Origin of the sequence: Marmoricola sp. OAE513 (assembly GCF_040546585.1) — a bacterium.
Lineage (GTDB): Bacteria > Actinomycetota > Actinomycetes > Propionibacteriales > Nocardioidaceae > Marmoricola.
Map to the genome: position 1 here is coordinate 278,170 of NZ_JBEPOC010000001.1, position 12,227 is coordinate 290,396.

Below are 12,227 nucleotides of genomic sequence, written 5' to 3' on the forward strand. Positions count from 1 at the left end.
GGTGCCGTGGGTGTGGTCAGCCATGGAGGGACTCCATCATCTTCTTCGCAACCTCGGCCTCGCCGAGTCCGTCGGCCTCGGCCTTCGCCTTCGCCTCCATCACGGTCCGGTAGTCGCGGGGCATGACCTCGGTGAACCGGGTCACCGCGGTGTCCCAGTCGGCCAGCAGAGACTCGGCCACGGTCGAGCCGGTCTCCTCGAGGTGCTTGCGCACGAGGCCCTCGAGCTTCGCGACGTCGGCGGCCGGGACCGGTCCGAGGTCGACGAGCTCGCGGTTGGTGCGCGCCGGGTCGAGGTCGAGCACGTACGCCGTACCGCCGCTCATCCCGGCCGCGAAGTTGCGCCCGGTCGGGCCGAGCACGACGACGGTGCCGCCGGTCATGTACTCGCAGCCGTGGTCGCCCACGCCCTCGACGATCGCGGTGACGCCCGAGTTGCGGACGCAGAACCGCTCGCCGGCCTGGCCGCGGAGGAAGATCTCGCCCGAGGTCGCGCCGTACCCGATCGTGTTGCCCGCGATGATCTGCTGCGAGGCATCGAAGGTCGCGGCCCGGTCGGGGCGCACGACGATGCGACCGCCGGACAGACCCTTGCCGACGTAGTCGTTGGCGTCGCCCTCGATCCGCAGCGTGATGCCCTTCGGCACGAACGCGCCGAACGAGTTGCCCGCCTCGCCGGTGAAGGTGATGTCGATCGTGCCCTCGGGCAGACCCTCGGCGCGGTACCGCTTGGTCAGCTCGTGTCCGAGCATGGTGCCGACCGTCCGGTTGACGTTGCGGATCGCGACCTGGGCACGCACGGGCTCGCCGTTCTCCAGCGCCGGGGCGCAGATCGCGATGAGCTCGTTGTCGAGCGCCTTGTCGATGCCGTGGTCCTGGACGGTGGTGTTGCGCAGGGCGGCACCCTCGGGCAGGTCGGGCACGTGGAAGACCGGCTCGATGTCGAGCCCGGCGGCCTTCCAGTGGTTGATCGCGCGAGCGGCGTCCAGCACCTCGGCGTGGCCGATGGCCTCGTCCAGGCTGCGGAAACCGAGCTCGGCGAGGATCTCGCGGACCTCCTCGGCGACGTACTCGAAGAAGTTCACGACGTACTCGGCCTTGCCGGAGTAGCGCTCGCGCAGGACCGGGTTCTGCGTCGCGACGCCCACCGGGCAGGTGTCGAGGTGGCAGACCCGCATCAGGATGCAGCCCGAGACCACCAGCGGAGCGGTGGCGAAGCCGTACTCCTCGGCGCCGAGCAGCGCGGCGATGACGACGTCACGACCGGTCTTCAGCTGGCCGTCGGCCTGCACCACGACGCGGTCGCGCAGCCCGTTGAGCAGCAGGGTCTGCTGGGTCTCGGCCAGGCCGAGCTCCCAGGGACCACCGGCGTGCTTGAGCGAGGTCAGCGGGGACGCTCCCGTGCCACCGTCGTGACCGGAGATCAGGACGACGTCCGCGTGCGCTTTGGAGACACCCGCGGCAACCGTGCCGACACCGACCTCGGCGACCAGCTTCACGTGCACCCGTGCGGACGGGTTCGCGTTCTTCAGGTCGTGGATCAGCTGGGCCAGGTCCTCGATCGAGTAGATGTCGTGGTGCGGCGGCGGCGAGATCAGGCCCACGCCGGGCGTGCTGTGCCGGGTCTTGGCCACCCAGGGGTAGACCTTGTTGCCGGGCAGCTGGCCACCCTCGCCGGGCTTGGCACCCTGCGCCATCTTGATCTGGATGTCGTCGGCGTTGGTCAGGTACTCCGAGGTGACGCCGAAGCGTCCCGAGGCGACCTGCTTGATCGACGAGCGACGCTCGGGGTCGTAGAGCCGGTCTGCGTCCTCGCCGCCCTCACCGGTGTTCGACTTGCCGCCGAGGCGGTTCATCGCGATCGCCAGCGTCTCGTGGGCCTCCCGCGAGATCGAGCCGTAGGACATGGCACCGGTCGAGAACCGCTTGACGATCGCCGAGACGGGCTCGACCTCGTCGATCGAGATCGGGGCGCGCTGGGTCTCCGCGCCGTCCTTGAAGCGGAAGAGCCCGCGCAGGGTCATCAGCTTCTCGGCCTGCTCGTCGATCGCCGAGGTGTACTGCTTGAACACGTCGTAGCGGCCCGAGCGCGTGGCGTGCTGGAGACGGAAGACCGTCTCGGGGTTGAACAGGTGCAGCTCACCCTCGCGGCGCCACTGGTACTCGCCACCGATGGCGAGGTCGCGGTGCGCGGGCGCGATGCCGTCGATCGGGTACGCCGTGCGGTGCCGCAGGGCGACCTCCTCGGCGATCACGTCGAGGCCGATGCCCCCGAGCTTGGAGGTGGTGCCGGTGAAGTACTTGTCGACGAGCTCCTCGGACAGGCCGAGGGCCTCGAAGATCTGCGCGCCCGTGTACGACGCCACGGTCGACACGCCCATCTTGGACATCACCTTGAGCACGCCCTTGCCCAGCGACTTCACCAGGTTCTTGACGGCCTGCTCGGGCTCCGCCTTCACGTAGAAGCCGTCCCGGGCGAGGTCCTCGACGGTCTCCATCGCCAGGTACGGGTTGACCGCAGCGGCACCGAAGCCGATCAGCGTCGCGACGTGGTGCACCTCGCGCACGTCGCCCGCCTCGACCAGCAGGCCGACCTGGGTGCGGGACTTCTCCCGGACCAGGTGGTGGTGGACCGCCGCGGTGAGCAGCAGCGACGGGATCGGCGCCTTGGTGGCGTCCGAGTGGCGGTCGGAGAGCACGATGATGCGCGCTCCACCGGCGATCGCCGCGGAGACCTCGGCGCAGATCTCGTCGAGGCGCTCGGCGAGGGCCTCACCGCCGCCGGCGACGTCGTACAGACCGCGTGCGACGTGGGTGACGAAACCGGGGTGGTCACCCTCGTTGTTGATGTGCCGGATCTTCACCAGCTCGTCGTTGGTGATCACCGGGAACGGCAGCACGACCTGGCGGCAGGACGACGGGCCGGGCGACAGCAGGTTCGCCTCGGGGCCGATCGACCCGTTCAGGCTGGTGACCAGCTCCTCGCGGATCGCGTCCAGCGGCGGGTTGGTGACCTGCGCGAACAGCTGCGCGAAGTAGTCGAACAGCAGGCGCGGCCGGTCCGAGAGCACGGCCACCGGGGTGTCGGTGCCCATCGAGCCCAGCGGCTCACCACCGGTGTTCGCCATCGGCGTCAGGATGACGCGCAGCTCCTCCTCGGTGTAGCCGAAGATCTGCTGGCGACGGGTGACCGACGCGTGGCTGTGCACGACGTGCTCGCGGTCGGCGATGTCGGAGAGCTTGATCAGTCCGGCGTGGAGCCACTCGTCGTAGGGGTTCTCGGCGGCGAGCGAGGACTTGATCTCCTCGTCCTCGATGATCCGGTGCTCCTCGGTGTCGATGAGGAACATCTTGCCGGGCTGCAGGCGGCCCTTGCGGACGATCGACTCCGGGGCGAGGTCGAGCACGCCGACCTCGCTGGCCAGGACGACCAGGCCCTCGTCGGTGACCCAGTAGCGGCTCGGGCGCAGACCGTTGCGGTCCAGCACGGCCCCGACCTGGGTGCCGTCGGTAAACACGACGCACGCCGGTCCGTCCCACGGCTCCATCATCGCGGAGTGGAACTCGTAGAAAGCCTTGCGAGCCGCGTCCATCTCGGTGTGGTTCTCCCACGCCTCGGGGATCATCATCAGCACCGCGTGCGGCAGGCTGCGGCCACCCATGTGCAGCAGCTCGAGGACCTCGTCGAAGGAGGCCGAGTCGCTGGCGCCCGGGGTGCAGATCGGGAACAGCCGCTCCAGGTCGCCCGGGATGACGTCGCTCTCCAGGAGCGCCTCGCGAGCGCGCATCCAGTTGCGGTTGCCCATCACGGTGTTGATCTCACCGTTGTGCGCGATGAACCGGAACGGGTGGCTCAGCGGCCAGCTCGGGAAGGTGTTGGTCGAGAAGCGCGAGTGCACGACTCCGACCGCCGACTCGACCCGCTCGTCGACCAGGTCCGGGAAGACGTGGTCGAGCTGGTCGGTGGTGAGCATGCCCTTGTAGGCGATGGTCCGGCTCGAGAGCGAGGGGAAGTACACGTCGGTCTCGCGCTCGGCACGCTTGCGCAGGCAGAACGCGAGCCGCTCCAGGCCCATGCCGAGCAGACGGCTGCCGCTGCTGGCGACGAAGATCTGGGCGAACGACGGCATGCAGTCGTGCGCGGTCTTGCCGAGCGAGGACGGGTCGGTGGGGACCTCGCGCCAACCGAGGACGGTCAGGCCCTCCTCGGTAGCGATCTCCTCGATGCGCCGGCGGGTCTTCTCGACGTGCTCGGCGTCGCCGGGCAGGAAGGCCGTGCCGACGGCGTACGCGTGCTGGGCGGGCAGCTCGAAGCCGAGCTCGGCGGTCACCTCGCGGAAGAAGCGGTCCGGGACCTGGAGCAGGATGCCGGCGCCGTCGCCGGAGTTCGGCTCGGCACCCGCGGCACCGCGGTGCTCGAGGTTGCGCAGGGCGGTGAGCGCCTGCGTGACGATGGCGTGGCTGGGAACGCCCGTCAGTGTCGCGACGAACGCGACACCGCAGGCGTCACGGTCGTGCTTCGGGTCGTAGAGACCCTGAGCCTGCGGGTAGTTCGTGAAGCCCAGGTTGCCGTTGGTGAGTGCCCCAGGTGCGGGCGGCGGGAATGCGTGCATCTGCATTCTCCCGTCGTCATCGTGCGCACGCGGCTGGGCCCCGCGTGGGACCCGGCTCTGTGCTGCGGTGGAAGCATGCTGCACAGGACTTCACTGGCCCGTGCGGAAGAAGGATCAGACTACATCAGCGAGGGCGTCCCGAGCATCTCGGTTTCCGCCCGTGGACGCGTGACGAACGCCGCAGATCGGACTGCTGCGCCGCAGGTCAGCGCGGCGTGTCGCTCTCGGGCACTGCCTCCGCGGCGTCGGCGACCTTTTCGTCCGCTTCGTCGGCCTTCGCGCCGTCCGCCGCCTCGACGCCCTCCACCAGGACCGACTCCTCGCGGGACGCCGGTGCCGGGTGCTTGCGGCCCGCGACCACGAAGTACGCGAGTGCCAGCAGGAACAGGATGATCGAGGTCCAGACGTTCAGCCGCAGACCGAAGACGTCGTTGGCCTCCACGAAGTCGATCCGCAGGTTCTCGATCCAGCCGCGACCCGCGCAGTAGACCATCACGTACAGCGCGAAGCAGCGCCCGAAGCCGAGCTTGAGCCTGCGGTCGAGGAACAGGATCAGACCGATGCCGCCCACGTTCCACAGCGCCTCGTAGAGGAACGTCGGGTGGAACGTGTACGGCGGGCCGTCCGGGAAGTACTTGTCGACGTCGAACGCGCTGCCGTCCGGCTGCTTGGGCAGGTGCGCGCCGTCGATCTTCAGGCCCCAGGGCTTGTCCAGGGGCTTGCCGAACAGCTCCTGGTTGAAGTAGTTGCCGAACCGGCCGATCGCCTGGGCGAGCAGCAGCGCGGGCGCCAGCGCGTCGAGCATCGGTCGGAACTTGATGCCGTAGCGACGGCAGGCGAACATCCCGCCGAAGACGCCGCCCGCGATCGCGCCCCAGATCCCCAGGCCGCCGTGCCAGACCTCGAGGGCGCCCACCGGGTCCCAGTTGTGCTCGGGCTTCGAGGAGTGGCTGAAGTACAGGTTGTGGTCGGTGATCACGTGGTACAGCCGGGCCCCGACGAGCCCGAACGGAACGCCCCAGATCGCGACGTCGCCGACCTGGCCGGCGACGCCTCCACGAGCGACCCAGCGCTTCTCCCCGAACCAGATCGCGGCGAAGACGCCGAGGATGATCGCGAGCGCGTAGGCGCGGATCGGCACCGGCCCCAGGTGCCACACCCCCTCGGACGGACTGGGGATGAACTGGGGAACCAACTCGGCGATCACGGCGCTCCTACTCGTGGGTGGCGGGCGTCGCGCGGACGCCCGCCGCAAGATCCTCGGTCAACCTACGCAGCGACTTCAAGCCGGTGGACCGGTCGGGCGCGTCGAGCAGGCAGCGGACGAAGGCGGAGCCGACGATCACGGCGTCCGCGTACGACGCCACCTCGGCGGCCTGGGCCCCGTTGGAGACACCGAGCCCGACGCCGATCGGCAGGGCTGCCCCCTTCGGGCTGAGTGCCTTGGCGCGCGCGACCAGCGGACCGGCGAGGTCGCTGGTGCTCTCCCGCGCACCGGTCACTCCCATCACGGCCGTGGCGTAGACGAAGCCGCGGCAGGCCGCCGTGGTCATCGCGAGACGCTCGTCGGTCGACGACGGCGCGACCAGGAAGACCTTGTCCAGGTCGTGCTCGTCGGCGGCGGCGCTCCAGTGCGCGCCGGAGTCGGGGGTGAGGTCCGGGGTGATGAGACCCGCTCCCCCGGCGCTCGCCAGGTCAGCGGCGAAGCGCGGGACGCCGTACCGTTCGACCGGGTTCCAGTAGGTCATCACCAGGGTCGGCGTGCCGGTCGCGGCGACCGCCTCGACGGCACGCAGGACGTCGGCCGTCCGGACACCACCCTCGAGCGCCTGCAGCGCAGCTGCCTGGATGGTGGGGCCGTCCATCACCGGATCGCTGTAGGGCAGGCCGATCTCGATGATGTCGCAGCCGGCGTCGACCAGGACCTTGAGCGACTCGACCGATCCCGCCACGTCGGGGAAACCCACGGGCAGGTAGCCGACCAGGGCCGCGCGGCCCTCGGCCTTGGCCGTCGCGAACGCGTGCGAGGAGCTGCGCGCGGTCATCCGACCTCCTCCTGGGGCGCCCCGAGACCGAACCACTCGATGGCGGTCCCCATGTCCTTGTCACCGCGACCGGACAGGTTCACCAGGATCGTCGATCCCGGGTTCTCCTTCGCCAGCCGCAGCGAACCGGCCAGCGCGTGCGCCGACTCGATCGCGCAGATGATGCCCTCGGTCCGGGCCAGCAGGGCGAGTGCGTCCATCGCCTCGGCATCGGTCACCGGCTGGTAGTCGGCGCGACCGATGTGCGCGAGGAACGCGTGCTGCGGCCCGACACCCGGGTAGTCCAGGCCGGCGGAGATCGAGTGCGACTCGATGGTCTGGCCGTCCTCGTCCTGCAGCACGAACGTGCGGGCACCGTGCAGCACGCCGATGTCGCCGGCGTGGATCGTGGCGGCGTGCCGGTCGGTGTCGACCCCGTCGCCACCCGCCTCGAAGCCGACGATGCGCACGTCGACGTCGTCGAGGAACGCGGTGAACATGCCGATCGCGTTCGAGCCGCCACCGACGCAGGCGGTCACGACGTCGGGCAGCCCACCGGTCAGAGCGAGCACCTGCTCGCGGGCCTCGTCACCGATGCCGCGGCAGAAGTCGCGGACCATCGCCGGGAACGGGTGCGGGCCCGCAGCCGTGCCGAAGCAGTACGCGGTGTGCTCGACCGAGGCGACCCAGTCGCGGATCGCCTCGTTGATGGCGTCCTTGAGCGTCATGCTGCCGGAGTCGACCGCGACGACCTCGGCGCCCAGCAGGTTCATCCGGGCGACGTTGAGCGCCTGGCGCTCGGTGTCGACCTTGCCCATGTAGACCACGCAGTCCAGGCCCAGGTACGCCGCCGCGGTCGCCGTGGCGACACCGTGCTGACCGGCGCCGGTCTCCGCGATCAGGCGGGTCTTGCCCATCCGCTTGGCGAGCAGGGCCTGTCCGAGCACGTTGCGGATCTTGTGCGCCCCGGTGTGGTTGAGGTCCTCGCGCTTCAGCAGGATCCGGGCACCGGCGGTCTCGGAGAGCCGGGTGGCGTCGTACAGCGGGCTGGGGACGTTAGCGTACTCGACCAGCATCCGCTGGAACTCCCCGGTGAACGACGGGTCGGCCATCGCTGCGGTCCAGACCCAGGTCAGCTCGTCGAGCTCGGCGATCAGGGCCTCGGGCATCCACCTGCCACCGAAGTCCTGGCCGTCCGGACCGGTGAACCGGCCTGCCTCGTCAGGTCCCATCCCGCTGCTCACGTCAGCTGTCCTCTCGTCCCACTGCTCGTAGTGCTGCGACCGCTGCGGTGGGGTCGCCGTCCTTGACCAAAGCTTCTCCGACCAGCACGACGTCCGCGCCGAGTGCCGCGTAGCGCTCGGCGTCAGCGACGCCGCCGATGCCGGACTCGGCCACCTTCACCACGTCGTCCGGTACCAGCGTGACCAGGCGGCCGAACGCGTCCGGGTCGACCTCGAGGGTCTTCAGGTTGCGGGCGTTCACGCCGAGCAGGTCGGTGCCGATCGCCAGCGCGCGCTCGACCTCGTCCTCGTCGTGGACCTCGACGAGCACGGTCAGGCCCAGCCCGATCGCGGTCGTGTAGAGGTCAGCCAGGGTCGCGTCGTCGAGCGCGGCGACGATCAGCAGCGCCAGGTCTGCTCCCCCGGCGCGCGCCTCCAGGAGCTGGTACTCGCTGACGATGAAGTCCTTGCGCAGGATCGGCGTCGCGACCGCGGCCCGGACGGCGTACAGGTCGGCGAGCGATCCGTTGAACCGGCGCTCCTCGGTGAGCACCGAGATCGCGTCGGCACCGCCGGCGGCGTACGCCGTGGCCAGCGCGGCCGGGTCCGGGATGTCGGCGAGGTCGCCCTTGCTCGGGGAGCGGCGCTTGACCTCGGAGATCACGCTCAGGCCCGGTGCGCGGAAAGCCGGCATCGGGTCGCGCGCCGCATCGGTGTCCGCGATCATCGCGCGGAGGTCGACCACCGAGGTGCGCGCCTTGCGGGCGGCGAGGTCCTCGCGGACACCGGCGACGATGTCGTCGAGCACAGACATGGAGACCTCACTGGTGGGGCGCGGACGTGGTTTCAAGGCGTGGGGCAAGGCTCTCATGCGCCGCCAGCGGATTTCTCCGGAGGCCGTGGCTCGGACCTCAGGCCGCGTAGGGCTGACCCCACGGGGTGTTGCGCAGGACCGCGAACGCGACCAGCACGACGACGGCGAGCGCGACCCAGAACGACCGGCGGCCGACGCGGGGCACCACGACCCGCCGACCCGACGCACGCAGCAGCCAGAGGACCCAGCCGACCAGGAGCACCGGGACGAACGCGACCAGCACGGCGTTGCTGTGCCAGGCGGCCGAGACCGATCCGTTGCTGAGGTCGTGGACCGCACGCAGGCCGCCGCAGCCGGGACAGTCCCACCCGGTGAGGACCTGGAACGGGCAGAGCCCCCACGAGCCGTGCCGGTGCGGGTCGCGCAGGTGCAGCCCCAGGACCGCCAGTCCGAGACCCGCGGCGGTGCCGACGGGGGCGAGGAGCGCCGAGCGCGGGGCGACGTTCGACGCGGCGGTCACGGAGCCGTCAGTGGCTCTCGTGGTACCCGAGCTTGCCCATGACGACGAAGACGATGAGAGCCAGCGGGGTCAGCGCACACCCGATCCAGAACATCGGCCAGGAGAAGACCATCAGACCGATACCGGCGACCACGAAGCTGGCCAGGCCGACGAACACAGCGGTCCAGGCGGCGGGGGTGTTCCCGTGGTTGTCCGACATCGGTTCGACTCCTTGCTGGGGCGCACGGTGGGCGTGCAGGTCTGGCGGGGCAGGCAGCAGTCTAGAGGGGACCGGGGGCCGTCGGGTCGCGACCCTCGTCGAGCGCCTTCCAGAGGTCGATCGACGCGGCGGTATCGGGGTCGAGGTCGGAAGCGGCGCCGGCACGGCCCGGGGCGTCGTACCGGCTCGACATGGTCGGCCAGCGCGGGACCAGCACCCAGGCCACGACCAGGACGACCAGCGCGACGACCGCCGCCACGGCGGCTGCGAAGAACCACCCGGTCGGATCCACCGGGACGTCCCCGCTGCCGGCGAGCAGCTGCGCCCGGACGTCGTCGGGCAGCGTGAAGGGGGCGGCGACCACGCACGCCAGGACGCCGAGGACCGCGACCAGCCCGAGGACCACGACGATCCGACGTACCCGGGTGCCGGTGACCAGCACGACGCCCCAGGAGGCCAGCGCGACCAGGGCACAGGCGAGCGCCAGCGGCATGTCGGCCGTCGTCTCCGGCACCGTGCCGCCGAGGGTCGCCTTGTAGTCGACGGCGGCACTGAACCAGGGCTTCGACCCGGCTACTGCGAGCAACCCGGTCGAGATGATGCCGAGAAGTGCCACCGGGGCGAAGCGGGCGGACCGCTCGCTCTCAGCCATGGCCGAGCAGGTCCGCGTCGAAGCAGGTCCGGTCGCCGGTGTGGCACGCCGCACCCTGCTGGTCGACCTTGAGCAGGATCGTGTCGCCGTCGCAGTCCAGCCGCACCTCGACCACGCGCTGGGTGTTGCCGGAGGTGTCGCCCTTGACCCAGTACTCCTCGCGCGACCGGCTCCAGTAGGTGCCTCGCCCCGTGGTCAGCGTGCGGTGCAGCGCCTCGTCGTCCATCCAGCCGAGCATCAGCACCTCGCCGGTGTCGTGCTGCTGGACGATCGCGGGAACGAGCCCGGCCTCGTTGCGCTTGAGCCGGGCTACGATCGCAGGGTCGAGGGTGGTCACCCGTCCAGTATCCCAGGAGCCGTCACGTGGATTGCTGAGCGGCCCAGCTGGCGTGCAGGCGGCCGTAGACGCCACCTTCGTCCACCAGCGCCAGGTGGTTGCCTCGCTGCACGACCTCGCCGCGGTCGAACACGATCACCTCGTCGGCGTTCTCCGCCGTCGACAGCCGGTGCGCGATGGTGACGCTCGTCCGGCCGGCCATCAACCGCTCGAGGGCCCTCCCGATGCGCATCTCCAGCGCCGGGTCGACTGCACTGGTCGCCTCGTCGAGCACCAGGAGGTCGGGGTCCGCCAGGTGCGCGCGGACCAGCGCGACCAGCTGCCGCTCCCCCGCGCTCATCGACTCACCGCGCTGCCCGACCCGGGTCGCCAGCCCGAGGGGCAAGCCCTCGAGCCAGTCACCCAGACCGAGCTCGTCGATCGCGCGGCGGACGTCGTCGGGACCGGCGTCCAGGTCGCCGTACAGGCAGTTGGCCAACAGGGTGGAGTCGAAGAGGAAACCTTCCTGCGGCACGAGCACCACGCGCCGGCGCAGCGAGGCGAAGTCGACCGTGCGGAGGTCGAACCCGTCGAGCAGCACGGTGCCGCCGGTGGGGTCCATCAACCGGGTGAGCACCTTGGCGAACGTCGTCTTGCCCGACCCGGTCTCCCCGACCACCGCGACCCGGGAACCCGCCTCGATGCGTTCGCTGACCCGCTTGAGGACGCGCGGCCCGCCGGGGTAGGCGAAGTCGACCTCGTCGAACTCGACGGTCATCGGACCCTGCGGCAGCGTGACTCCGGAGGTGCCCGGGTCGTCGAGGTCGGCCGGCGTGTCGAGGATTCCGATCACTCGTCGCCAGCCGGCGATCGCGTTCTGGCCGTCGGTGAGCACCTGGGTGCCCATCTGCACCGGGCTGACGAACAACGTCACCAGGAACGCGAAGGCCAGGATCTCCCCCGAGCTGAGGTCGCCTCCCCACAGATGCCCCTGGCCGAGCCAGATGCCGACCACGATCACGCCGGCGTTCGCCAGACCGCCGGAGAGTCCGCCGAGGGAGAACGAGAAAGCAGTCAGGCCCTGGGCCCGGGTGCTGGCGGCCTGGTAGCGGTCGATCGAGTCGTCGATCCGGGCCTGGGTGCGGTCCTCGATCGCGTGGGTCCGCACCACCAGCGCGCCGACGACGGGTTCGGAGACCACCGAGAGCATCTGACCGACCATCGAGCGGACGACACCGTAGGACTCCGAGAGCCGACGCTGGAAGTACTGCAGCGACGCGAACAGCGGCGCGAAGCACAGCCAGACGACGATCGTGAGCTGCCAGCTGTAGAAGAGCATGATGATCGTCGCGACGACGATCTGCCCGACGCTGATGATGCCGATGATCCCGCCGAAGACGAGGAACTGGCTGACCTGGTCGACGTCGCTCGTCACCCGCGAGACGAGTGCGCCGCGACGCTCGGTGTTCTGGGTGAGGAGCGGGAGGTCGTGGACGTGCCGGAACGCCTTGATCCGCAGGGTCGCGAGACCACGCTCGGCGGTGGTGAAGAGCCGCGCCGTCATCAGGTACGACGAGACGCCGGTGACCACGAGCGCGACGGTCGCGAGCACCGCCATCGCGCCGACGAAGCCGAGGTCGACGCCGTCGGGTCCGTTGACGCCACGGTCGAGCGTCTTCTGCACGGCGATCGGGACGACGACCCGGCCGGCGGTGCCGATCAGGGCGAGGGTGATCGTGCCCCAGAACCCTTCGCGGAGCTCGGGCGAGATCTCGACACCGCGCTTCAGGGTCTGCCAGGCGGAGATGTTCTCGCCGGAGTCCATCGTGGTCCCGGCGCCCGCGAGCTGCTCACTCATCGGGCACCT

10 protein-coding genes are annotated in these 12,227 nt (G+C 70.3%); all 10 read right to left on the reverse strand.

Going from position 1 to position 12,227, the window contains the following annotated elements; all coding sequences use genetic code 11:
• Positions 1-16 precede the first annotated feature (16 nt).
• Positions 17-4,564, reverse strand: a complete 4,548-nt coding sequence (gene gltB, locus ABIE44_RS01340) for a glutamate synthase large subunit (RefSeq protein WP_502912750.1) — start codon at positions 4,562-4,564, stop codon at positions 17-19.
• Positions 4,565-4,817: 253 nt separating this feature from the next.
• Positions 4,818-5,819: a prolipoprotein diacylglyceryl transferase gene (gene lgt, locus ABIE44_RS01345; protein ID WP_354437745.1), complete on the reverse strand. Its 1,002-nt coding sequence runs from the start codon at positions 5,817-5,819 to the stop codon at positions 4,818-4,820.
• 7 nt (positions 5,820-5,826) lie between these two features.
• Complete coding sequence (gene trpA / locus ABIE44_RS01350; protein ID WP_209713349.1) at positions 5,827-6,657, reverse strand: tryptophan synthase subunit alpha; 831 nt, start codon at positions 6,655-6,657, stop codon at positions 5,827-5,829.
• Complete coding sequence (gene trpB / locus ABIE44_RS01355) at positions 6,654-7,868, reverse strand: tryptophan synthase subunit beta (protein WP_209722919.1); 1,215 nt, start codon at positions 7,866-7,868, stop codon at positions 6,654-6,656. The genes trpA and trpB overlap by 4 nt, the downstream gene beginning before the upstream one ends.
• Before the next feature lie 13 nt (positions 7,869-7,881).
• Positions 7,882-8,673 carry an indole-3-glycerol phosphate synthase TrpC gene (gene trpC / locus ABIE44_RS01360; protein WP_209713347.1) on the reverse strand — a complete coding sequence of 264 codons (792 nt, stop codon included), beginning with the start codon at positions 8,671-8,673 and terminating at the stop codon, positions 7,882-7,884.
• A gap of 97 nt (positions 8,674-8,770) precedes the next feature.
• Positions 8,771-9,193: a DUF2752 domain-containing protein gene (locus ABIE44_RS01365; protein WP_209713345.1), complete on the reverse strand. Its 423-nt coding sequence runs from the start codon at positions 9,191-9,193 to the stop codon at positions 8,771-8,773.
• 7 nt (positions 9,194-9,200) lie between these two features.
• Entirely contained in the window at positions 9,201-9,392 is a 192-nt protein-coding gene (locus tag ABIE44_RS01370) for an HGxxPAAW family protein (RefSeq protein ID WP_209713343.1), read from the reverse strand.
• 61 nt (positions 9,393-9,453) lie between these two features.
• Complete coding sequence (locus tag ABIE44_RS01375; RefSeq protein WP_209713341.1) at positions 9,454-10,044, reverse strand: Trp biosynthesis-associated membrane protein; 591 nt, start codon at positions 10,042-10,044, stop codon at positions 9,454-9,456.
• Entirely contained in the window at positions 10,037-10,381 is a 345-nt protein-coding gene (hisI, locus tag ABIE44_RS01380; RefSeq protein WP_209713339.1) for a phosphoribosyl-AMP cyclohydrolase, read from the reverse strand. The genes ABIE44_RS01375 and hisI overlap by 8 nt, the downstream gene beginning before the upstream one ends.
• A 22-nt stretch (positions 10,382-10,403) precedes the next feature.
• Positions 10,404-12,218, reverse strand: coding sequence for an ABC transporter ATP-binding protein (locus tag ABIE44_RS01385; RefSeq protein ID WP_209713337.1), 1,815 nt, complete (start codon positions 12,216-12,218; stop codon positions 10,404-10,406).
• Positions 12,219-12,227 lie beyond the last annotated feature (9 nt).